General features: G+C 74.1%; 20 protein-coding genes. 13 read left to right on the top strand and 7 right to left on the bottom strand.

The features are described 5' to 3' along the window. Window positions 1-16: 16 nt before the first annotated feature. Both ABZW10_RS32620 and ABZW10_RS32615 read left to right on the top strand, forming a co-directional pair. On the top strand, window positions 17-289 hold the full coding sequence (locus ABZW10_RS32620) for a type II toxin-antitoxin system Phd/YefM family antitoxin (RefSeq protein ID WP_355373247.1): 273 nt from the start codon (window positions 17-19) through the stop codon (window positions 287-289). Beyond that, window positions 286-555 carry a type II toxin-antitoxin system RelE/ParE family toxin gene (locus tag ABZW10_RS32615; RefSeq protein ID WP_355373245.1) on the top strand — a complete coding sequence of 90 codons (270 nt, stop codon included), beginning with the start codon at window positions 286-288 and terminating at the stop codon, window positions 553-555. Before ABZW10_RS32620 ends, ABZW10_RS32615 begins: the two co-directional genes overlap by 4 nt. A 5-nt stretch (window positions 556-560) precedes the next feature. On the opposite strand, the gene ABZW10_RS32610 is transcribed toward ABZW10_RS32615, so the two are convergent. The 3 genes from ABZW10_RS32610 to ABZW10_RS32600 all read right to left on the bottom strand — a co-directional run bounded on the left by ABZW10_RS32610 (window position 561) and on the right by ABZW10_RS32600 (window position 3,508). Further along, on the bottom strand, window positions 561-1,853 hold the full coding sequence (locus tag ABZW10_RS32610) for a coenzyme F420-0:L-glutamate ligase (protein WP_355373242.1): 1,293 nt from the start codon (window positions 1,851-1,853) through the stop codon (window positions 561-563). Then, complete coding sequence (gene cofD, locus ABZW10_RS32605) at window positions 1,850-2,809, bottom strand: 2-phospho-L-lactate transferase (RefSeq protein WP_355373241.1); 960 nt, start codon at window positions 2,807-2,809, stop codon at window positions 1,850-1,852. Before cofD ends, ABZW10_RS32610 begins: the two co-directional genes overlap by 4 nt. Before the next feature lie 63 nt (window positions 2,810-2,872). Beyond that, on the bottom strand, window positions 2,873-3,508 hold the full coding sequence (locus tag ABZW10_RS32600; protein ID WP_355373239.1) for a cysteine dioxygenase family protein: 636 nt from the start codon (window positions 3,506-3,508) through the stop codon (window positions 2,873-2,875). Between the two features lie 622 nt (window positions 3,509-4,130). Here ABZW10_RS32600 and ABZW10_RS32595 point away from each other — a divergent pair. The 3 genes from ABZW10_RS32595 to ABZW10_RS32585 all read left to right on the top strand — a co-directional run bounded on the left by ABZW10_RS32595 (window position 4,131) and on the right by ABZW10_RS32585 (window position 10,199). Continuing rightward, window positions 4,131-4,400 carry a WhiB family transcriptional regulator gene (locus ABZW10_RS32595; RefSeq protein WP_030310813.1) on the top strand — a complete coding sequence of 90 codons (270 nt, stop codon included), beginning with the start codon at window positions 4,131-4,133 and terminating at the stop codon, window positions 4,398-4,400. 234 nt (window positions 4,401-4,634) lie between these two features. Further along, a complete protein-coding gene (locus ABZW10_RS32590; protein ID WP_355373236.1) occupies window positions 4,635-8,501 on the top strand; it encodes a glycosyltransferase in 3,867 nt (1,288 codons plus the stop codon). Between the two features lie 6 nt (window positions 8,502-8,507). Further along, a complete protein-coding gene (locus tag ABZW10_RS32585; protein WP_355373234.1) occupies window positions 8,508-10,199 on the top strand; it encodes a DUF5719 family protein in 1,692 nt (563 codons plus the stop codon). Between the two features lie 62 nt (window positions 10,200-10,261). Here the strand turns inward: ABZW10_RS32585 and ABZW10_RS32580 are convergent, their stop codons facing one another. Then, window positions 10,262-10,714: a metallopeptidase family protein gene (locus ABZW10_RS32580; protein ID WP_355373231.1), complete on the bottom strand. Its 453-nt coding sequence runs from the start codon at window positions 10,712-10,714 to the stop codon at window positions 10,262-10,264. A gap of 164 nt (window positions 10,715-10,878) precedes the next feature. Between ABZW10_RS32580 and ABZW10_RS32575 the strand changes: the two genes are divergently transcribed. The 6 genes from ABZW10_RS32575 to ahcY all read left to right on the top strand — a co-directional run bounded on the left by ABZW10_RS32575 (window position 10,879) and on the right by ahcY (window position 17,450). After that, window positions 10,879-11,244, top strand: a complete 366-nt coding sequence (locus tag ABZW10_RS32575; RefSeq protein ID WP_355373229.1) for a DUF3499 domain-containing protein — start codon at window positions 10,879-10,881, stop codon at window positions 11,242-11,244. Window positions 11,245-11,440: 196 nt separating this feature from the next. After that, window positions 11,441-12,823, top strand: a complete 1,383-nt coding sequence (locus tag ABZW10_RS32570; protein ID WP_355373226.1) for a phosphomannomutase/phosphoglucomutase — start codon at window positions 11,441-11,443, stop codon at window positions 12,821-12,823. Window positions 12,824-12,921: 98 nt separating this feature from the next. After that, the gene (locus ABZW10_RS32565; protein ID WP_355373223.1) at window positions 12,922-13,104 is read left to right on the top strand and encodes a Trm112 family protein; all 183 of its coding nucleotides are present in this window, start codon (window positions 12,922-12,924) and stop codon (window positions 13,102-13,104) included. 107 nt (window positions 13,105-13,211) lie between these two features. Further along, entirely contained in the window at window positions 13,212-14,516 is a 1,305-nt protein-coding gene (locus tag ABZW10_RS32560) for an SIS domain-containing protein (RefSeq protein WP_355373220.1), read from the top strand. 185 nt (window positions 14,517-14,701) lie between these two features. Next, a complete protein-coding gene (locus ABZW10_RS32555) occupies window positions 14,702-15,679 on the top strand; it encodes a cation diffusion facilitator family transporter (RefSeq protein ID WP_355373217.1) in 978 nt (325 codons plus the stop codon). 322 nt (window positions 15,680-16,001) lie between these two features. Beyond that, window positions 16,002-17,450: an adenosylhomocysteinase gene (gene ahcY, locus ABZW10_RS32550; RefSeq protein WP_355373215.1), complete on the top strand. Its 1,449-nt coding sequence runs from the start codon at window positions 16,002-16,004 to the stop codon at window positions 17,448-17,450. Window positions 17,451-17,541: 91 nt separating this feature from the next. Here the strand turns inward: ahcY and ABZW10_RS32545 are convergent, their stop codons facing one another. Then, on the bottom strand, window positions 17,542-18,660 hold the full coding sequence (locus ABZW10_RS32545) for a hypothetical protein (RefSeq protein ID WP_355373213.1): 1,119 nt from the start codon (window positions 18,658-18,660) through the stop codon (window positions 17,542-17,544). After that, a complete protein-coding gene (locus ABZW10_RS32540; RefSeq protein ID WP_355373210.1) occupies window positions 18,657-19,193 on the bottom strand; it encodes a SigE family RNA polymerase sigma factor in 537 nt (178 codons plus the stop codon). The genes ABZW10_RS32545 and ABZW10_RS32540 overlap by 4 nt, the downstream gene beginning before the upstream one ends. A gap of 116 nt (window positions 19,194-19,309) precedes the next feature. Between ABZW10_RS32540 and ABZW10_RS32535 the strand changes: the two genes are divergently transcribed. Beyond that, window positions 19,310-19,963: a hypothetical protein gene (locus tag ABZW10_RS32535; protein ID WP_355373207.1), complete on the top strand. Its 654-nt coding sequence runs from the start codon at window positions 19,310-19,312 to the stop codon at window positions 19,961-19,963. Window positions 19,964-19,985: 22 nt separating this feature from the next. On the opposite strand, the gene ABZW10_RS32530 is transcribed toward ABZW10_RS32535, so the two are convergent. Continuing rightward, window positions 19,986-20,933 (bottom strand): RDD family protein, encoded by a 948-nt coding sequence (locus ABZW10_RS32530; protein WP_355373204.1) that lies wholly within the window; start codon window positions 20,931-20,933, stop codon window positions 19,986-19,988. Between the two features lie 220 nt (window positions 20,934-21,153). On the opposite strand from ABZW10_RS32530, the gene ABZW10_RS32525 reads away from it, so the two are divergent. Then, window positions 21,154-22,158 (top strand): stage II sporulation protein M, encoded by a 1,005-nt coding sequence (locus ABZW10_RS32525; protein WP_355373202.1) that lies wholly within the window; start codon window positions 21,154-21,156, stop codon window positions 22,156-22,158. The last annotated feature ends 461 nt before the right edge of the window (window positions 22,159-22,619 follow it).

Below are 22,619 nucleotides of genomic sequence, written 5' to 3'. Positions count from 1 at the left end.
TGTGTACCCTTGCGCTATGACTGACGCACTGAGCATCCGGGAACTGCGTGCGAACCTCGCCGAGGTGGTGACCCAGGCCGAGGCCGGCGAGATCACGGTGATCACCAGGAAGGGCGAGCGGGTCGGGGCGGTCGTGCCGATCGAGATCCTCGATGCGATAGAGGAGGCCGCTGACGAGCTCGCGGCCCGTGAGGCGCGGAAGCACCTGGACGATCAGACGGTCAGCATGGCCGAACTGCTGGCCGATCTGTTCGATTCACCCACGGACTCCTCCGGGAGCGCTGCGTGAAGTACGCCTTCCGCTTCACCACGCACGCCCGCCGTCAGCTGCGGGCGATCGGCCAGGTCGAGGCCATGCGCATCCTCACCGCGCTCACGGCGTTGGGCGATGACCCGTTTCTCGACGGACCGGACGTCAAGAAGCTGGCTGGGGAGGACGGTCTCTACCGCCTCCGGGTGGGCAACTTCCGTGTGGTGTACACGCTCCGCAACGACGTGCTGGTCATCCTCGTCGTCCACGTCGGGAACCGTCGGGATGTCTACCGGCGGCTCTGACCTCCCTACCGGACCTCGATGAAGGCGGCGGCGGAGCGGTCGGGGCGGGTGCGCGGGGGTTCGGCGGGGTGGCCGACGGCGACGGCGCCCATCGGGTCCCAGTGGGCGGGGAGGTCCAGGGCGGCGCGGACGGTGTCGCGGCAGAACATGGTGGACGACACCCAGGCCGAGCCGTAGCCCTCGGCGGCCAGCGTGACCAGGAAGTTCTGCACGGCGGCGCCGATCGCCACGGTGAACATCTCCCGCTCGGCGGCGGCGCGGCGCTCGTCGGGGTAGTCGTGCGAGCCGTCCATCACCAGGCAGGGCACCACCAGGTACGGGGCGGCCCGCAGGACGTCGCCGCGGGCGGTGCGGCGGGCGATCCTGGTCTCGTCCCAGCCGTCGAGTTCGGCGAGGTCGCGGCGCCAGGCGGCGAGCATCGCGTCCAGCAGCCGGGTCCGCACCTCGGGGTTCTCCAGCAGCACGAACCGCCACGGCGTGGTGTGGTGCGGCGCAGGCGCGGTGACCGCGGCGGTGACCGCGCGCCGGACGGCCTGCGGGTCGACCGGCTCGGGGGTGAACGCGCGGATGGTGCGCCGCTGGGTGACGGCCTGCCGGATCGCCTCGGAGGTGCCGAGCCGGAACATGTCCTGGTCGGCGGGCCGGATCAGCGGCCGGACGCCCTCGCCGTCCTCGACGGTGACCAGGTGGCCGAGGCCGCGGACCACGGCGACCGGGGTGCCGGTGGCCTTGCCCTTCACCAGGTCGCCGGCGGCGGCCAGCTCGTCGGCGGTGGCGGTGACGGTGAGCGCCAGCTCGTTGCCGTGCGAGTCGGTGCGGCCCCGGTGGTCCTCCAGGACGGGCAGCCCGGCGGCGCCGATGGCGACGTCGGTGAGCCCGTTGCGCCAGGGCCGGCCGAAGGTGTCGGTGACGACGACGGCGAGCCGGCGCCCGGTCAGCTGCTGGAGCCGGGCGCGCAGCGCGCGGGCGGAGGCGTCCGGGTCCTCGGGCAGCAGCAGGACGGTGCCGGGGGCGGTGTTCGAGGCGTCGACGCCGGCGGCGGCCATCACCAGGCCGTTGCGGTTCTCGACGATCCGGGTGGGGCCGCGCCGGGCGACCACCCGGACGGCCTCGGCGTCGATCGCGGCCTCCCGGTCGGCGGCCTCCAGGATCCGGCCCTCGGCCTTGCTGACCACCTTGGAGGTGACCAGCAGGATGTCGCCGTCCTGGTACTCGGCGGCCTTGGCGATCAGCCCGGCGAGGTCGGAGTCGGCGTCGATCTCGGGCAGCCCGCCGACGGGCAGGATCTGGAGGGTCACCCGCGCACCTGCTCGGCGAGCGCGAGCGCGGCCCGGGCCATCTCGGCGGTGGCGGCGACGTCGGTCATCAGCAGCGGCACGGCCCGGCAGGCGATCCCGCCGGCCTCGACGGCGGCGACGGAGGCCTCGTCGGCGCTGTCCACCAGCCACCCGTCGATGAGCTCGGAGCCGTAGTTCAGCGCGACCGCCTCGGCGGTGGCCTCGACGCCGACGGCGGCGAGCACCTTGTCGGCCATGCCGCGCACCGGCGCCCCGCCGATGATCGGGGAGAGCCCGACCACCGGGGCGGGCGCGGCGGCGACGGCGGCCCGGATGCCGGGCACGGCGAGGATGGTGCCGATCGAGACGACCGGGTTGGACGGCGGGAAGAGGATGACGTCGGCGGCGGCGATGGCCTCCAGCACGCCGGGCGCCGGCTTGGCGGTGTCCGCGCCGACCGGCACGATCGCCTCGGCGTCGACGGCGGCGTGCAGCTTGACCCAGTACTCCTGGAAGTGGATCGCCCGGGTGCCCTGCTCGTCGGTGATCCGCACATGGGTCTCGACCCGGTCGTCGCTCATCGGCAGCAGCCGCACCCCGGGCCGCCAGCGCACGCAGAGCGCCTCGGTGACCTGGCTGAGGGTGTAGCCGGCGGTGAGCATCTGGCTGCGCACGAGGTGGGTGGCGAAGTCACGGTCGCCGAGCCCGAACCACTCGGGCCCGACGCCGTACTCCTTCATCTCGGCCTTGATGGACCAGGTCTCGTCGGTCCGGCCCCAGCCCTGCTCCTCGTGGATGCCGCCGCCGAGGGTGTACATGACGGTGTCGAGGTCGGGGCAGACCTTCAGCCCGAAGAGGTGGATGTCGTCACCGGTGTTGCCGATGACGGTGATCTCGTCCTCGGGACCGATGGCCTCCCGGAGTCCGCGCAGGAAACGCGCTCCGCCGATCCCGCCTGCCAGTGCCACGATGCGCATGCGCCCATCCTGCCACGCGCCGACGGGTCGTCAGCCCGGTCCTCGACAACCCGCCGCCGGGTCTCAGCCAACCTCGGCGGACGTCTGCTGGTGCTGCTCCGGGACGGCCGCGGCGCCGCCGTACTGGTTCATCTCGGTCAGGCCGGGGCTGTAGAGGTGGATGGAGACGGCCGGCTCCAGCGAGCCGTTGACCACCTCGTGCAGGTAGCCGGCGGAGAACACCCGCTGCCCGCCGGGGCGCAGCGTGCGGGCACCGTCCCCGGCGTGCGTGAGGGAGCGCTCGACGAGTTCGCCCCGCACGACGGTCATCACGCCGGCCGAGGCGCCGTGGTCGTGGAGGCCGCTGCTCTGGCCGGGCAGCCAGCTGAGCAGCCAGACCTCGTAGCCGGGGCCGGTCTCCAGCCGGGCGTACCAGCGGGTGAGCGCGTCGTAGCGGACGAGCGGCTCCCAGCGGGCGCGGTCGGCGGCGATCTCGCGGACCAGCCGGGCGTGGTCGGCGACGGTGACCGGGTGCGTGGGCAGGTCGGTGCGGGCGAGGTGCGGGAAGGCCAGCGGGTCGCCGGCGATGGAGACGTCGCTGAGGCCGTCGGCCCACGGGTGGCCCGCGGGGTGGCCGCCGGAGGAGAGGGCGACGGGGGGCTGGGGGAGGGTCGTCTTGCTGCGGTCGCGGTTCCGCTTGCGGATGCGGATCATTCGCACGGGAGTCGTCCTCGGAGGGCTGGGTCGTCAGGGGATCAGCCGGATCCGGGATGTCCTGGGGCGGGAATCGCGGGCGGCCTCTGTGCTTCCTGGGCGGCGCGCGGCGGGACGGCGGGCGCCTAGATACAGCGGCAGGAACAGAGGCGACAACAGGAGTTCACGGCACGGCGGAGGGCGGAACCGCTCCGGGGGCTGGCGAACTCTGACATGGGGGTAAGGAGATCGCAGGGGAGGGGCCGGTGTCAACTCGGGGAGAGCGGACATTCGGGAGAGATGAGTCATGAACTACCCGATGGGGTGATAAATCACCCTCTATGTTTCGATGGGAAGATCGCCGGGAAGGGAGGCCGATGACCGGCCTTGTGGTGGTGACTGCGTGTCACCCGGCCCCCGGTTGCGGAGGGTTCACCGGCCTTCGAGGGCGATCGGGTGAGAGGTCCGTTGTGTCCGGTTATGTACACTATTCGTAACGGCTTGGTGCCGGGGAGTGAATCCTGGCCCCAATACCAGAGCTCGGCTTGACTGGGCCAGAGTGACGCAACTGTAATTTCACTCGTGTCGTCGGCCGCACGAGGCAACGGCAACCACGGGGACGCCAATAGGGGCAGAGGAGGCGCGCCACATGAGCGAGCTCTTTGAGCTGTTGATCGGTGACGGCATCGAGGAGGAAGAGGAACTCGGCTGGCAGGAGCGCGCGCTGTGCGCCCAGACCGACCCGGAATCCTTCTTCCCCGAGAAGGGCGGCTCCACGCGCGAGGCCAAGAAGGTCTGCCTCGCCTGCGAGGTCCGCTCCGAGTGCCTGGAGTACGCCCTCGCCAATGACGAGCGCTTCGGCATCTGGGGCGGCCTCTCCGAGCGCGAGCGCCGCCGGCTCAAGAAGAGCGCCGTCTGACCGGGGTGGACGCGTCCCCCGGATCCCCGGACCCCGGATCCTCGAACACCCGGCCCGTACGGACGACCTGCCACGAAGCGCCTCACCACCCTTGGTGAGGCGCTTTCGCGTTCCCGGCCGGGCACCCGGGACGGACGCCGTGGACGGAGCCGCAACCCGGAGCCGTTAGTGTGGTGCGCCATCCGGTTGCCGTTCACCGGCTGTGTCCACCGAGAACTGGGGCCCGCGCACGCGATGACCGTCTACAGCCACCAGAGCGGCCTCTCCTCCAGCAGGCCGCCCGCCTACCCGCGCCATCTGGTCACCGCCGTGATCGTCTCGCACGACGGCGCCCGCTGGCTGCCCCAGGCCCTCGCCGGCCTGCTCGGCCAGGACCGCCCGGTGCAGCGTGTGCTCGCCGTCGACACCGGCTCCACCGACGACTCCCCGCGCCTGCTCGCCGAGACCCTCGCCGACTGGCTCCCCGAGAGCGGCCCGACCGTCCTCGGCCGCCGGGCCGGCTTCGGCACCGCCGTCGGCGAGGCCGTCTTCAACAGCCCCCCGCTGCGCGCCGAGGACCTGCCCTACCGGCTCGACCCCTCCGGCTACGACCCGGTCACCGGCGGCTGGGACGACTTCGGCGACCCGCTCGGCGAGCAGGACGACCTCGGCCGCGGCGGCCCCCGGGAGACACGGCCCGTCGAGTGGCTCTGGCTGCTGCACGACGACTGCGAACCGCAGACCGACGCGCTGCGCCGGCTGCTCCAGGTCGCCGACTCCACCCCCAGCGCCGCCGTCGTCGGTCCCAAGCTGCGCAGCTGGTACGACCGCCGGCAGCTGCTGGAGGTCGGCGTCAGCATCGCCCGCTCCGGGCGCCGTTGGACCGGCCTCGACCGGCGCGAGCAGGACCAGGGCCAGCACGACCAGGTCCGTCCGGTGCTCGCCGTCTCCACCGCCGGCATGCTGGTGCGCCGCGACGTCTTCGAGGAGCTCGGCGGCTTCGACCGGGCGCTGCCGCTGATGCGCGACGACACCGACTTCTGCTGGCGGGTCAACGCCGCCGGCCACCGCGTCGTGGTCGCCCCGGACGCCGTGCTCCGGCACGCCGAGGCCGCCAGCCGCGAGCGCCGCGCGATCGACTGCGGCCCCGCCCACCCGCACCGGGTGGACAAGGCCGGCGCCGTCTACACCCTGCTCGCCAACTCCAAGGGCGCGCTCTTCCCCTACGTCCTGCTGCGGCTGGTGCTCGGCACCCTGCTGCGGGTGGTCGCCAACCTGCTCGGCAAGGACCCCAAGCAGGCCTTCGACGAACTCGCCGGCCTCGGCCACGAACTCGTCCGGCTGCCCCGGCTGCTGGCCGCCCGCAAGCGCCGCGCCCGCAGCCGCGCCGCCGACGCCCTGGACGACCGCACGCTCTTCCCCGCACCCGGCGCCACTGCCCGGCTCGCCGTCGAGGGCGTCGTCGGCTCGCTCGGCATAGGGGGCGGCGACGACGCCGGCGCCGGCCGGCACGGCACCGCCGAGGCCGGCGGCGACGAGGACGCCGAGGACCTGGTCGTCGAGCAGTTCGCGCTGGTCAAGAAGCTCGTCCGGCGCCCCGCCCCGGTGCTGTTCGCCGCCCTGCTGGTGTTCGCCCTGGTCGCCTGCCGCGGCCTGCTCGGCGCCGACGCCCTGTTCGGCGGCGCCCTGCTGCCCGCCACCGACGGCGCGGCCGGGCTCTGGTCGATGTACGCCGACGCCTGGCACCCCGTCGGCACCGGCTCCACCGCCGCCTCGCCGCCCTACCTCGCGGTGCTGTCCATCCTCTCCTGGCTGCTGTTCGACCACGCCGACCTCGCGGTCACCCTGCTGGTCGTCCTCGCCGTGCCGCTCTCCGCCGTCAGCGCCTACCTGGTCTCCCGGCCGCTGATCGACTCCAAGCTGGTCCGCGCCTGGGCCAGCGCCACCTACGCGCTGCTGCCCGCCGCCACCGGCGCGCTCGCCCAGGGCCGGATCGGCACCGCCGTGCTGGCCGTGCTGCTGCCGCCGCTGGCCCGCGCCGCCGCGATCACCGCCGGCCTCGGCATCCGGGACGAGAGCGCCGCCAAGGGCGCCCGCCCCGGCTGGCGGCCCGCCTGGATGACCGTCCTGCTGCTCACCCTGGCCACCGCCTTCGTCCCGCTGATCTGGGCGCTGGCCGTTCCGCTCTGCCTGGCCATGCTGGTCACCGCGGTGGTCCGCGGCGGCGCCTTCGGCTCCGGCGTCACGGCGCTGCGGCTGCTCGGCCTGCGTGTCCTGGTGATCCTCGCGGTGCCGGTCGGCGTGCTCGCGCCCTGGTCGATCCAGGTGCTGACGCACCCGCAGCGACTGCTGCTCGAAGCCGGTCTGCCCGGCCTGCACGGCGCCGGCCCGACCGCCGCCGGGCTGCTCCTGGTCAACCCGGGCGGCGCCGGCGTGCCGCCGGTGTGGCTCTCCGCCGGTGTGGTGCTCGCCGCGCTGGCCGCCCTGCTGCGCGCCGACCGCCGCCGCGCGGTGCTCGCCGCCTGGGGCGCCGCCGGTGCCGGACTGGTCTTCGCCGTCGCGGTGGCCGGCACCTCGGTGACCCCGGCCTCCGGCGGGCCGGCCGTACCCGCGTGGTCCGGCCCCGCCACCCTGCTGGCCGGCGTGGCCCTGCTCGCCGCCGCCGCGATCGGCGCCGACGGCGCCAACGCCCGAGTGGCCGGCATCGCCTTCGGCTGGCGCCAGCCGGTCGCCGCCCTGGTGGTGGCCGCCGCCGTGCTCGCCCCGCTGGGCACCGGCCTCTGGTGGGCCGTCACCGGCGCCGACGGTCCGCTGCACCGCGGCCGCGGCGCCCAGGTGCCCGCGTTCATCGCCGAGCAGGCCGGTACCACCGACCGCTCCCGCACCCTGGTCGTCACCGGCGACCCGAAGGGCGGCTCGGTCGGCTACACCGTGGTCCGCGGCGCCGGTCTGACGCTCGGCCAGGCCGAGTCCACCGTCGACCCGGCCACCGGCACCACGGCCGGCCTGGACCGCACGGTCGGCAGCCTGCTGGCCGGCTCCGGCGCCGACCAGGCGGGTGCGCTCTCCCGCTACGGCATCGCCTACGTACTGGTCGACCAGCCGCTGATCGGCGTCTTCAAGGACGTCCTGGACACCACCCCCGGCCTGGTCAAGGCCAACCAGGACGGCGGCGCCGCGCTCTGGCAGGTCGACGGCACCCCCGCCACCCGCGCGCTGATCACCGCCCCGGGCACCGTCCCGGTGGTCGTCCCGGCCGGTGAGCGCGACCTGGACACCACCCTGCCGGCCGGCCCCGAGGGCCGGGTGCTGCGGCTGGCCGAGTCCGCCGCCCCGGAGTGGAAGGCGACCCTGGACGGCACCGCCCTGGAGCCGGTCACCGTCGACGGCTGGGCGCAGGGCTTCAAGCTCCCGGCCGGCGGTGGCAAGCTGCTGGTCACCCGGGAGGGCAGCCTGCTGCACACCGGATGGATCTGGGCCCAGCTGCTGCTCGGCCTGACCGTGCTGGTGCTGGCCCTGCCCGGCCGGCGCAACCACAAGGACGACGACCTGCCCGAGGACGTGGTCGAGGCCGCCGCACTGGCCGCCGCCGCCCAGGCGCAGGCCCCGGCCCCCGGCAGCCGCCGGGCCCGCCGGATGGCCGAGCGCGGCGAGGGCGCCGAGAGCCCGGTCCCGGACACCGACGAACCGGAGACCGGGGTGTACGAGGGCCGGCCGGGCACCATCCCGGCGCAGTCCGCCGCCGAGCCGGTGGCCGGAGCGGTCCAGGCGGCCGCCGCCGCCCAGGAGGCCGAGCCGTACACCGACCCGTACCAGGCGTACCCGCAGGCCGACCCGTACAGCTACGACCCGTACGCGGCCCAGCAGCCGGTGGGCGCGCCGTACGGCGGCCAGGGCTACGGCGGCCAGGACGGCTACCAGCAGCAGGGCTACCCGCCGTACCCGGCGGACCAGCAGTACGGCTACGACCCCTACCAGCAGGCCGCCCAGCCGACCGGCCAGCAGCCGTGGGTGCCGGGCCAGCAGCAGGCCGAGCCCTACTACGAGCAGCCGGACCCGAACGAGCCCCACGACCCGAACGGCCCGGGCCGGTACCCGCACCACCACGGATCGGGGAGCTGACCCGCGATGAAGAAGCCCGCCTTCAGGAAGAAGTCCGCCGCGCCGGACACCGCCCCCGCGGCCGAGCCCGCCGGGGCCCCCGGCGGCGCCCCCGCGCCGAAGGGCTCGGGTGCGGCGAAGACCACCCAGTCGCTGCTGGCCGCGGCCGTGGTGCTCGCGGCGGTGGTCGGCATCGCCGAGCTCCGCCCGCCGGCCGCCCCGGCCCGCACCGACGCGGCCACCGCCACCTCGGCGCAGGTCGAGCGGAGCACCGCGGTCTGCCCGATGCCGCTCCAGGGCCTCACCGGCTCCACCAGCCTCACCGCCTACACCCCGCCGGGCGCCGGCGACGCCACCGGCGGCGCGGGCTGGCTCTCCGACGCGGCCGCGCCCGCCGCCGCCCCGCCCGCCGCCGCCCCGAGCGGCGCACCCGCGACCCCGGCCGCCACCGGCGCGCCCGCGCCCGCGGCCCCCACCGCCGCCGCGGCCGTGGACAAGGACACCGCCCCGACCGACGCCCGGCTCACCCTGGCCAAGCCCGGCACCCCGGTGACCGCCCCCGCCGCCAACGGCGACATCGCCCCCGGCTCCGGGGCCGTCGCCACCGGCGCGCTCGCCCCCGGCTTCACCGTCACCCAGACCACCACCGTCACCGAGCAGCGCGGCCTGGGCCTGTCCGGGATCACCTGCACGCCCGCCGGCACCGGCTTCTGGTTCGCCGGCGCCTCCACCGCCGAGGGCCGCACCGACTACATCAGCCTGGTCAATACCGAGTCCAGCGCCGCCGTGGTCGACCTCAAGCTCTACGGCGACAAGGGCCCGATCGAGAACGACGCCGCCAACGGCATCACCATCGCCCCCGGCAGCTCGCAGTCGGTGCTGCTGCCCACCCTCAGCAAGGGCCAGGTCGCCGACCTCGCCGTGCACGTGGTCGCCCGCAGCGGCCGGGTCGGCGCCGCCCTGCACGCCGCCGACGGCAACAAGGGCGCCGACTGGGTGCCCGCCTCCGCCGACCCGGCGCCCGTCCAGGTGCTGCCCGGCCTGCCCGCCGACACCACGGCCGCCCGTCTGGTCGTCTGGGCCCCGCCGGAGGACGACGCCGACCTCAAGATCGAGCTCTCCGGCAAGAACGGCTGGTTCACCCCGGCCGGCAACGAGTCGATCCACGTCAAGGCCGGCATGGTGGCGGCCGTCGACCTCGGCAAGGTGACCCGCGACGAGGTCGCCGGCCTGCGGGTGTCGCCCAGCGACGACAAGCACCCCACCCCGGTGGTGGCCGGCCTGCGGGTCGACCGCGCCGCCGCCAACGGCAAGTCCGACGCGGCCTGGCTGACCGGCACGGTACCGGTCGGCGCCCGCGCCACCGTCGCCGACAACCGGGGCGGCGGCGCGTCCACGCTCTTCCTCACCTCCACCGGCGAGGCCGCGACCGTCCGGGTCACCGCCTCGGCCGGCACCGGTGGCGGCACCCCCGCCACCAAGGAGGTCCAGCTGCCGGCCGGCGGCACGGTCGCCCTCCCGGCGCCCGAGCCCGCCGGACTCAACGGGAGCTACGCGCTCACCGTGGAGACCGTCTCCGGCGGCCCGGTCGTCGCCGCCCGGATGCTCGCGATCACCACCAAGGACGTGCCGATGTTCACCGTCCAGGCGCTGCGCGACGACCGCTCCAGCGTCAAGGTCCCGCGGGCCGCCCAGGACCCGGGCGTGGTCCTGCGCTGAACGCGCCCGCAACGCCGGAGGGGCCGCACCCGATCACGGGTGCGGCCCCTCCGGTGTTCCGCTCAGTCCTCGTCGTAGCGCGGGTCGATCGCGTCGGGGGAGAGCCCCAGCAGCTCCGCCACCTGCTCGATCAGGATCTCGTGCACCAGCGCCGCGCGGTCCTCCCGCGACTTCGCCCGGATCTCCACCGGCCGGCGGTACACCACGATCTGGCTCTTGCGGCCCTGCCGGCCTGGCGACACCCGGCCCAGCGGCACCCCGCCGTCCGGATCGGTGCCGTCCTGCTCGTGCAGCGGCACCTCCTGGACGGCGAACTCGACCTCGATCAGCTGCGGCCAGCGCCGCTCCAGCCGCTCCACCGACTCGCGCACGTAGTCGTCGAACAACTCGGAGCGGGTGAGCGAGATCGGGACCTGCGGCGGCGCCAACGGGCCGCGCAGACCCCGGCCGTGCCGGTCACGGTGCCGCGGGCGGCGTGAGGGACCCGTCGATGACTGCGGTGCGGAGCTGTCCATATCACTGCCGAGAGTAGTCCTTGGACGCCAGGAAGTGGACCACCCCCGCAGCTGTTCGCCCGGGGCGAGCGGAGCGACCGGGCGGCGCGCGGGCGACGACACGGCACCCCCTCCGGACAGGCGGTCTTCGCTCCCCGGCAGGGAGTGCTGTACCGTCCACCCTCGTGAGCTCTGTACGTCGTTGTTCGCGGACCGCGTGCGGCCGTCCGGCCGTCGCGACGCTGACGTACGTCTACGCGGACTCCACCGCCGTTCTCGGACCGCTCGCCACCTATGCCGAACCGCACTGCTACGACCTGTGCGCCGAGCACGCCGAGCGCCTCACCGCCCCGCGCGGCTGGGAGGTGGTCCGGCTCGCGGCCGAGGCCGGGCCGCTGCGCCGCAGCAGCGACGACCTGGAGGCGCTCGCCAACGCCGTCCGTGAGGCCGCCCGCCCGCCGACCCCGCGTCAGGGCCGCGCCCCCCAGGGCGAGTCCATCGAGGGCAGCCGCCGCGGCCACCTGCGGGTGCTCCGCTCGCCCGACAACTGACCCGCGCCCGGTCCGGCTCCCGCCCGCGCCCCGCTCCCGCCCCCGCACGAACCGTTCCGCCGGCCCGGGTACGCTCCCCCCTACCGGGTAGCGGCCTTCGCCCTGCCCGGACCTATCGTGACCACGGGGCGACCAGCCCGCCGGCCAGGCCGCCGGCGCGTTCGCCGATCAGACACAGAACCAGGGTGGAGCCGCAGTGCGCGACCTCAAGCAGCTCGTGAAGGCGTACGACGTACGGGGCGTCGTCCCGGACCAGTGGGACGAGAGCCTCTCCCGCGCCTTCGGCGCCGCGTTCGTGCAGGTCACCGGAGCGACCGCGATCGTGGTCGGCCATGACATGCGCCCCTCCTCCCCGTCGCTGAGCCTGGCCTTCGCCGAGGGCGCGGCCGGCTACGGCGCCGACGTCGTGCGGATCGGCCTCTGTTCGACCGACCAGCTGTACTACGCCAGCGGCGCCTTCGACCTGCCCGGCGCGATGTTCACCGCCAGCCACAACCCGGCCCAGTACAACGGCATCAAGCTCTGCCGGGCGGGTGCCGCCCCGGTCGGCCAGGACACCGGCCTCGCCGAGATCCGCGAGCTGGTCGAGTCCTGGACCGGCGCGGACGACACCGTCACCGTCCCGGCCCGCGACGTCGCCCCGGGCACCCTCTCCGAGCGGGAGACCCTGCGCGGCTACGCCGACCACCTGCTCGGCCTGGTCGACCTCACCGCGATCCGCCCGCTCAAGGTCGTCGTCGACGCCGGCAACGGCATGGGCGGCCACACCGTGCCCACCGTCTTCGACGGCCTGCCGATCGAGCTCGTCCCGATGTACTTCGAGCTGGACGGCACCTTCCCCAACCACGAGGCCAACCCGCTCGACCCGAAGAACCTGGTCGACCTGCAGGCCCGGGTCCGCGAGGTCGGCGCCGACCTCGGCCTCGCCTTCGACGGCGACGCCGACCGGTGCTTCGTCGTCGACGAGCGCGGCGAGCCGGTCTCCCCGTCGGCCATCACCGCGCTGGTCGCCGCCCGCGAGATCGCCCGCGCCAAGGCCGCCGGCGAGGCCGAGCCGACGATCATCCACAACCTGATCACCTCCTGGACCGTCCCCGAGGTGGTCCGCGAGCTCGGCGGCACGCCCGTGCGCACCCGCGTCGGCCACTCCTTCATCAAGCAGGAGATGGCCGTCACCGACGCCGTCTTCGGCGGCGAGCACTCCGCGCACTACTACTTCCGCGACTTCTGGCGCGCCGACACCGGCATGCTCGCCGCGCTGCACGTGCTGGCCGCCCTCGGCGGGCAGCCCGGCACCCTCTCCGAGCTCACCGCCGAGTACGACCGGTACGCCGCCTCCGGCGAGATCAACAGCACCGTCGCCGACCAGGCCGGCCGCACCGCCGCCGTCCGCGCCGCCTTCGCCGTCGAGGGCACCACCGTCGACGAGCTGGACGGCCTCACCGTGGCCGGGCCGGACTGGTGGTTCAACCTGCGCGCCTCCAACACCGAGCCGCTGCTGCGCCTGAACGTCGAGGCCAAGGACCCGGCGAAGATGGCCGAGCTGCGCGACGGCGTGCTGGCCCTCGTCCGCGCCTGACGTCCGGCCCCGATGCCCCGGCCGGTAGGGTTTCCTCCGGCCGGGGCACCGCCGTGCCGCCGCCGAACCGCCCGCACCGAGACCGGAGACCGAACGCCATGAAGCTCGAATCCTTCCTGCTGGAGATCCTGGTCTGCCCGCAGTGCCGGGCCGCACTCACCGAGGGCGGCACCGAGGAGCAGCCGGAGCTGGTCTGCACCGGCCAGGACTGCGGCCTCGTCTACCCGGTGCGCGACGGCATTCCGGTCCTGCTGGTGGACGAGGCCCGCCGACCGGCCTGATCCTGGACGGGGCGGCTCCGCCCCGACCGGACACCGCCCTGGACCGGCCCCGCCGCGTCCGCCGTCCGCCGTCCTCAGCGCCCAGCCACCAGCCGGAGGCCCGCCGCATGCTCGACGACACCCTGCTCGACGACCCAGCCGCCCTCCAGCGCGCCGACCACGACCGCGCGCTGCTCGCCCTCGCCGGCTCCGGCGCCCGGGTCCGCACCGCCCTGCGGCTCGCCGACGCCGCCGGGCTGGACCGGCTGCGCCCCGACGGCCGCCCGCGCGCCGTCCTGGTCGCCGGGCACGGCAGCGCGCTGACCGCCGGCGAGATGCTGGCCGCCCTGGCCGGGACGGCCGGCCTGATCGCCCCGCTGCCGCCGGTCGACGCCGCTCCCGTCCCGCGCCCCGACCGCGCCACCGCCCCGGCCGCCTTCACCGCCGGCCTGGCCTGGCAGCTCCCCGGCTGGGCGGGCCCGCTCGACCTGCTGGTGATCAGTTCCGCCGACGGCGGCGAACGGGGCCTGGTCGCGCTCGCCGAGCAGGCCTACGCGCGCGGCTGCGCGATCGTCGTCACCGCGCCCGAGGACAGCCCGCTCGCCGAGGCCGCCCGGCAGGTCCGCGCCCTGCCGCTGCCCTTCGTACCGTCCGCCGTCGAGGCCGCCGAGCCGGGTGTGCCCGGCGACACCGGCGGCGCGGCAGGCCACGGCGCCGAGCCGGACCTGCCCGCCGAGGACCCGGCGGCGCTCTGGGCCCACCTCACCCCGCTGCTCGCGCTCACCCAGAAGCTCGGCGTCACCCAGCTGGCCTACGACGCGCTGCCGCTCACCGCCGACCTGCTGGACGCCACCGCCGTCCGCTGCCGGCCGGACGCCGCCGCGTACACCAACCCGGCGAAGGGGCTGGCCGCCCGGCTGGCCGGGACCGTCCCGCTGCTCTGGGCCGAGGGCCCGGTGGCCGGCGCGGCGGCGGCCCGGTTCGCCGCCCAGCTCGCCGACCGGGCCGGGCGTCCCGCGCTGGCGGGCCTGCTGCCGCAGGCGCTGACCGCGCACCGCGGCATGTTCACCGGGCAGCTCGGCGCGGGCGCCGACCCCGACGACTTCTTCCGTGACCGGGTCGAGGAGCCGGACCCGCTGCACCTCCAGGTCCTGCTGCTGCGGCACGTCCCCGGCGAGGCGTCGTCCGGTGCCGGGCCGTCCGGCCCGGACGCGGCGGGGGAGGCGGACGCCGGCCCCACCGAGGTGCCGGCCGACGACGCCGGTGCGCGCAGCTTCGGCGCCGTCCGGGCGCACCGGCTCGCCGCCGCGCACGACGTCCGGCTCACCGAGTACGCCAGCCACCGCGCCGACCCGCTGCACGCGCTGGCCGACCTGGTGGCGCTCACCGACTTCGCCGCCGTCTACCTGGGCCTCGCCGCCGCACAGTCCTGAGCCGCCGTCCCGGACCGGGCCCCGGGAGCGGGTCCCGGGCGGGCCGTCCCGGAACCACGTACCGGACCGGTCGTCACGGGCCGTCGGCGGGCGGCCCGGTACCGTATGCGGTCGACGACGACCGGGACACCGGACGACCGGGTACGGGCCGCGCGGACGGCCCCCGACGGAGGGACCTTCCGAGCATGAGTACCGAAGGCGGTACCAAGGCGCTGGTCGCGGCGCTGACCGCGAACGTGGGCATCGCGGTGAGCAAGTTCGTGGCCTTCGCCTTCTCCGGCTCCTCCTCGATGCTCGCCGAGGGCGTCCACTCGCTGGCCGACTCCGGCAACCAGGTGCTGCTGCTGGTCGGCGGCAAGCGGGCGCAGCGGGCCGCCACCCCCGAGCACCCGTTCGGCTACGGGCGCGAGCGGTACATCTACGCGTTCCTGGTGTCGATCGTGCTGTTCAGCCTCGGCGGCATGTTCGCGCTCTACGAGGGCTACGAGAAGATCGCCCACCCGCACGAGCTGGACAACTGGTACTGGCCGGTGGGCGTGCTGGTGTTCGCCGTCGCGCTGGAGGGCTGGTCGTTCTTCACCGCCTTCCGCGAGGCCCGCAAGGACAAGGGGACGCACGGCTGGTCGGCGTACATCCGCCGGGCCAAGGCACCGGAGCTGCCGGTCGTGCTGCTGGAGGACAGCGGCGCGCTGATCGGTCTGGTGCTGGCGCTGTTCGGCGTCGGGATGACCGCGATCACCGGGGACGGCGTCTGGGACGGCGTCGGCACCCTCTGCATCGGCCTGCTGCTGGTCGTCATCGCGTTCGTGCTGGCGGTCGAGACCCGCTCGCTGCTGCTCGGCGAGTCGGCGCACCCCGAGGTGGTGGGCCGGATCCGGGACGCGCTGGTCGACCACGACTCGGTGGACCAGGTGATCCACATGCGCACCCTGCACCTCGGTCCGGAGGAGCTGCTGGTCGCCGCCAAGATCGCCGTCCCGGCCGACTCGACGGCCACCGAGGTCGCCGAGGCCATCGACGCCGCCGAGGCGCGGGTCCGGCGGGCGGTGCCGATCGCCCGGGTGATCTACCTGGAGCCGGACATCTACAGCGCGGAGAAGGCGGCGGCGGGCGACGACCCGTACGCGACGCCGGGCGGGCCCGTTCCCGGCGGCGCGCACTGAGGTGCCCGGACGCCCCGGGCGGAGGCCGAAAACGGCCGTAGCGGGCCGCCGTCCGGGGCCGTCGGTGTAGATTCGTCCCCAGAGCCAGAACGTCGCTGCTGATGGCGGTCGATCGGCGGCCCGCCCCCGAGGGGGTGCGCGCCGGTCGAGGGAGAGAGGTCCTCCGACGGTTTGTGCCGAGCAACGGGGCATCCGTGCCGCGCCGGTCGACCGTGCCGCGGGCCGGGCGCCCCGGCGTCGCCGCACACCCGCGCGGCCCGCCGTGTTGTGACGCACTCCAGGACCTCGGCCCACGCCCCACCCGTCAGCGAGGAGCAGACGCATGTCGACCGACACCACCGGTGACTTCAAGGTCGCCGACCTTTCCCTGGCCCCGTTCGGCCGCAAGGAGATCCAGCTCGCCGAGCACGAGATGCCCGGCCTGATGGCGATCCGCGCCGAGTACGCCGAGTCGCAGCCGCTGGCCGGCGCCCGGATCACCGGCTCGCTGCACATGACCGTGCAGACCGCCGTCCTCATCGAGACCCTCACCGCCCTCGGTGCCGAGGTCCGCTGGTGCTCCTGCAACATCTTCTCCACCCAGGACCACGCCGCCGCGGCCATCGCGGTCGGCCCGGAGGGCACCCCGGAGAACCCGCAGGGCGTGCCGGTCTTCGCCTGGAAGGGCGAGACGCTGGAGGAGTACTGGTGGTGCACCGAGCAGGCGCTGACCTGGCCGGACGGCAAGACCCCGAACATGATCCTGGACGACGGCGGTGACGCCACCCTGCTGATCCACAAGGGCGTCGAGTTCGAGAAGGCCGGTGCCGCGCCGGACCCGTCCACCGCCGACAACGACGAGTTCCGCATCATCCTCGAGCTGCTCAACCGCACGCTCGTGGAGACCCCGAACAAGTGGACCGAGGTCGCCGCCACCATCAAGGGCGTGACCGAGGAGACCACCACCGGCGTCCACCGCCTGTACGAGATGCACCGTGACGGCAAGCTGCTGTTCCCGGCGATCAACGTCAACGACTCGGTCACCAAGTCGAAGTTCGACAACAAGTACGGCTGCCGCCACTCGCTGATCGACGGCATCAACCGTGCCACCGACGTCCTGATCGGCGGCAAGGTCGCCGTCGTCTGCGGCTACGGCGACGTCGGCAAGGGCTGCGCCGAGTCGCTGCGCGGCCAGGGCGCCCGGGTCATCGTCACCGAGATCGACCCGATCTGCGCGCTGCAGGCCGCGATGGACGGCTACCAGGTCGCCACCCTGGACGACGTCGTCGAGACCGCCGACATCTTCATCACCACCACCGGCAACAAGGACATCATCCTGGCCTCGCACATGGCGCGGATGAAGCACCAGGCCATCGTCGGCAACATCGGCCACTTCGACAACGAGATCGACATCGCCGGCCTCGGCAAGCTCCCGGGCGTCGTGAAGACCGAGGTCAAGCCGCAGGTCCACGAGTGGCGCAAGGCCGACGGCCGCACCATCATCGTGCTCTCCGAGGGCCGCCTGCTGAACCTGGGCAACGCGACCGGCCACCCGTCCTTCGTGATGTCCAACTCCTTCGCCAACCAGACGATCGCCCAGATCGAGCTGTTCACGAAGACCGAGCAGTACCCGATCGGCGTCTACGTGCTGCCGAAGCACCTGGACGAGAAGGTCGCCCGCCTGCACCTCGACGCGCTGGGCGTGAAGCTGACCACCCTCACCCAGGACCAGGCCGACTACATCGGCGTCCCGGTCGAGGGCCCGTACAAGTCGGAGCAGTACCGCTACTGATGCGGTGACACCGATCGGCCCCGTGCCGACGCACGCCGGTGGCCGGCACTCCCCGCGGGGAGTGCCGGCCACCGGCGTGCGCGGAGCGGGTTCAGCGGATGACCTCCGTGGTCCAGGCGTTCTCGTCGGTGCCGAGCGAGGTGACCCGGTCGAGCAGGCCGGCGAAGCCGCCGATCGAGGCGAAGGCCGCCTCCCCGTCCATCGCCGAGACGCAGAGCTTGACCCCCTGGGAGCTCCGGCAGCTGTGCGGCTGTTCCTGGACGGGGAAGCCGAACGGGTTGGTCGGGCTAGGCGTCGGGCCGGTGTCGGGCGCGGCCGTCAGGGAGATCGACTTGTCGCTCAGCATGAAGATGACGGACGCCTCCCAGGCACGGTTGTTTCCGCTCTCCGGACCGTAGTCCAAGCTCGCTCCCGCCCGGGTCAGGCCGGCGGGCAGGCCGTTGATTGTGAACGGCATGGCCACCGCCTGCGGCTCGATCCGCACCCCGGCGGCGACCTGCACCACCACGTCAGTGACCTGGTCCGCGTCACTCATGTACGAGGCCTGCAGCTGGGCCCAGCGGCCGTCGGCGGTTTGGAAGCGCAGCGTCCAGTCGCTGCCCAGGCCCGCCGGGTTGTCCGGTGCGCTGCCGACCCAGTACGCCGGCCTGCCGTTCACCGGGGCGGTGTCCACCCGGTACCGGGGTCCGGCACCGCCGGAGTCGAGCGAGGGTTCGACCCCGGGCGCGTAGACGGTCAGGAAGAGCAGCTGGCGGTTGAAGTCGGCGGTGGCGTTCGTCTGCTTCGGACCGATGGCCTTGGCCTGCGACATCCCCGGCTGCCCGGAGAAGCCCTTGTTGTAGACGACGGTGTCGAAACCGGCGGGCAGCGGGCCGAAGGTGCCCTGCACCACGAGCGGGTCGCGGCCGGTGTCCGGGCCGAGCGGGAGCCCGGCGGTGCCGGCGGTGGCGGAGGCCGCCGCCACGGTGGTGGAGCCCGAGCGGCCGTCGGGCCAGGCGGTGTTCAGGGTGGCGGCGCCGACCGCCACCGCCGTCACCGCGCCGAGCACGGCCAGCCGCCGCCGCATCAGCCGGGACCGGCCGGTCCGGACGGCCCAGGCGGTGTCGGACGCGGCCGTCGGCGCCGGGGAGTCGGCCAGCGCGGTGAGCTCGGCGGCCAGCCGCTGCTCGGTCGCGTTGAGCGGGGAGGAACCGTCGTACGGGTCGTTCACGAGGTGATCCTTTCGGAGGGACCGGCCACCGCTGCGGCGGTCTCGCGGTCGAGGTGCCGACGCAGCGCGTCGAGGCCCCGGGAGGTCTGGCTCTTGACGTTGCCGGTGGAGCACGCCATCGCGGCTGCGGTCTGCTCGACGGTGAGGTCGCAGTAGTAGCGCAGGACCACCGTCGCCCGTTGCCGGGGCGGCAGGGCGGACAGCGCGGCCCGGAGGTCGACCGAGACGTCCAGGTCCGGGCCGGGCACCGCCCGTTCCGGGAGGGTGTCCTCCCGGCGGCGCGCCGACCAGCGGCCCCACGGCGAGCGCTGCTCGGCGAGGAACGTGTTGACGAGGACCGTCCGCACGTAGCCGTCGATGTTCTCCACCTTGGACATGCGGCCCCAGCGCACGTAGAGCTTGGTGACCGTCTCCTGGACGAGGTCGTCCGCGCGGTGCCAGTCACCGCACAGCAGATAGGCCACCTTGCGCAGCCATGGGCTCCGCGCGGAGGCGTACTCCGTGAACTCGGCGTCGCGGGTCTGCTTCGCCATCGATGGGATCTCCCTTCCGGCGATGCCTCGGTTCGCAGCGCCCACCTCCCTGATGCGGCCCGTCGGGGGGAGGTTGCATGCCGGTCGCGAAAGATCCCGGACGTAGGCTTTCGGGCATGCCCAACGGCCGGTACTCGCTCCACGACACCCACGACCACGTCCTGCTCGGCGAGGAGCGGTTCAGCTGCGCGCCCGGCCCGGCCGGCTGGCGGTACGTCTCCAAGACGTACGCACCGGACGGCCGCGTCCTCGGCACGGTGGACCTCACCCTGGACTCGCGCGCCCGGCCGCTGCGGATGGAGCTGCGGGCCGGCGGCTGGCAGGTCCGCGGCGGCGCCGTCGACGGGGTCGCCTGGGTGCGGGCCGACGTGGCCGACCCGGCCGGCGAGCAGGCGGTGGAGGGGCACGACCGGGCCCACGGCTTCACCGGGCGTTCGCCCGGGTTCCTGGTCGCCACCGCGCGGCTGCTGCGGCTGCGGGAGGGGGCGAGCGCGCGGGTGCGGCTGGTCGCGTTCACCGAGCCGGTGCTGGCGCCGCGCACCTTCGACCAGGGCTGGCTGCTGGAGGGCGTCGAGACGCATACGACGGACTCGGGGCCGCTGGTCGTCGAGCGGTACCAGGTGGCGGACCTGGAGACGGGCGAGCAGCAGGTGGTGCACCTGGCCGGGGACGTGGTGCTGGCGGCGGGCGGGGTCGAGTTGGAGGAGCTGGAGTCGCCGCCCAATCCGTGGCCGGCGGAGTTCGGTTACGGCGAGGGCGCGGACGGCTGACGCGTCGGGCGACGCTGACGGATCAGGCGGGCGGGGCGAAGCCGCTGCCGGAGGCCGGGGGCGTCGGCGGGGCGGGCGGCGCCGGTGCGGCCGGCGGGGTCGGCGGGGTCGGCGCCCAGGCCTGCTGGTGGGCGTGGGCCTGAGCGTGGGCCTGAGCATGTGCCTGCCGCTGGGCCTGCGCCTCGGCCTGGGCCTGCTGGGCCGCGTACCCCTGCGCCCGGCTCCACTCGCGCCGCTGGCGCTCGGTCAGCACCGCCCCCAGGTACGCCGCCGGGTGCACCCCGTACGGCACCGGATGGCCGGTACGGGCCGCCAGGTCGTCCGCGAGCCGGGCGGACATCTGGTGGGCGACGACCTGGTCCAGCTGGCCGATGCGCCCGAGGAACTGCCGGATGGCCAGCCAGAGCGGCTCCGGCACGGCGGAGAGGTCCAGCGCGACCAGCTCGCCGCCGATCGCCTGCAGCAGCTGCGGGTTCACCGGCGGCAGCGCGATCGCCGAGCCGCTCCCGCCGGGCACCCGCTCGCGGACCACCAGCGTCCCCGCGAAGACGTCGCCCAGCCGCTTGCCCTCCGAGGACACCACCGAGCAGACCACCGCCGGGACCCCGAACAGCACGATGATCTCCAGGAAGCCGACCAGCCCGCGCACCAGCGAGTGCCGGAACCGCACCGGCCCGCCGTCGCTGCGCACCACCCGGAGCCCCAGGGCGGCCTTGCCCAGCGAGCGTCCCCGGGTCAGGGTCTCGATCATGACCGGCAGCGCGACCAGGAAGAAGACGGTCAGTCCGATCGTCACGGCGGCGACCGCCGCACCGTCCAGGTCGACCAGGACCAGGCTCAGCAGCAGGGTCGTCGCCACCAGCCCCGCGATCTGCACGGTGAGGTCGAGGACGATCGCCAGCCCCCGGCTCGGAAGCTTCGCCGCGCGCAGGCCGAGGACGACCGCCTCGCCCGTCACCAGGTCGCTCAAGACACCCGTCCGTTCCCGTCGGTGGTATGCGGTCCGTGGGCGGGGAATCCGGCGGATCGGCCCCCACGATCCCGAGATCTGCTGCCGTCAACATACGGGGCCGCGGAGCCCGCCGGGAAGGGAGGTCCCGACGGTCTCCACGTCGTCCGGCCCTGGCATGCTGGGCCCACCTGTCCGCACCGCCCGACCGCGCGCCCCGCGCCGACCATGGAGCCGCCGCATGGACCTGGACGTCTTCGTCGCCACCCACCAGGGGGAGTGGGCCCGGCTGGACGCCCTCGCCAGGAAGCGACGCCCGACCGGCGAGGAGGCCGACGAACTCGTCGCCCTCTACCAGCGCGTCACCGGGCACCTGGCCAAGGTCCAGGCCGCCGCGCCCGACCCGACCCTCGAGGGCCGGCTGACCAGCCTGGTCTCGCGGGCCCGCGACGCGGTCACCGGCAGCCGGACCAGCGGCTGGCGGGACGTCGCGCGCTACTACACGGTGAGCTTCCCCGCCGCGCTCTACCGTTCGCGCCGCTGGTGGATCCCGGTGGCGGTGCTCTCCCTGCTCGCCACCGCGCTGGTCGCCTGGTGGGTGGCCGGCCACCCCGAGGTCCGCAACAGCCTGGCCGCGCCGGCCGAGCTGCGGGAGATGACCAGGCCCGGCGGCGCGTACGAGACCTACTACTCCGACCGTCCGGCGAGTTCCTTCGCCGCCCAGGTCTGGACGAACAACGCCTGGATCGCCGTGCAGTGCCTGCTGTACGGCGTGGTGCTCGGCCTCCCGGTGCTGTGGGTGCTGCTGAGCAACGTCCTCAACCTCGGCCTCGGCGTCGGGCTGATGGCCTCCGCCGGCCGGCTCGACACCTTCCTCGGCCTGCTCATCCCGCACGGCCTGCTGGAGCTGACCGCCGTCTTCGTCGCCGGCGGCCTGGGGCTGCGCCTCGGCTGGACGATCGTCGACCCCGGCCCGCGCACCCGCGCCACCGCACTCGCCGAACAGGGCCGCTCGATCATCGGCATGGCCATCGGCCTGGCCACGGTGCTGGCGGTGTCGGGTGTCCTGGAGGCGTTCGTGACCCCGTCCGGCCTGCCGACCTGGGCCCGGATCACCATCGGCGTGCTCGCCGAGGTGGCGTTCCTGTTCTATGCGCTGGTGTTGGGCCGAAAGGCCGCCGCGGCCGGAGAAACCGGTGACCTGGACGCGGCCGATCGGGCGGACCTGCAGCCGGTCGCGGCCTGAGCGATGTGATCAACAGGCCCCTGAGCTGCTACTGTTCTCGCATCCCGGCAAAACCATTGACGTGGTTGGGGTGGGGTAGTAGGTTTGAACGGTTGGACCGGCTGGACAACAGCCAGGCTCGGGCGTTAATGTCTACGACACCGCCGAGTCGAGGTGAGTGTGCTTCATCGAATGCACGCCCTCTCCGACAAGGTAAATCCCGGAACTGAGCACACCGAAAGCTTTGATAAGCTTCGGAGCGAAGTTGAAGGAAATCCCCCCAGCGGGAATCGGATGAATGAAACTCCGGAAAACGGAGCGGAAAACATCTGGTAAGCTGGAAACACGAAAGAACGAAGCGCCCGGAGGGCCGGTGTGAAAGCCGCCCGAAGGAAGCGTCCGTTCCTTGAGAACTCAACAGCGTGCCAAAAGTCAACGCCAGATATGTTGACATCCCCGGCCTCGGACTTGTTTCGGGGTTG

This window comes from Kitasatospora sp. NPDC004723, from assembly GCF_040609255.1.
Lineage (GTDB): Bacteria > Actinomycetota > Actinomycetes > Streptomycetales > Streptomycetaceae > Kitasatospora.
Note: the sequence above shows the minus strand (reverse complement) of the source record. Positions and strands in the feature narration are given on the sequence as shown.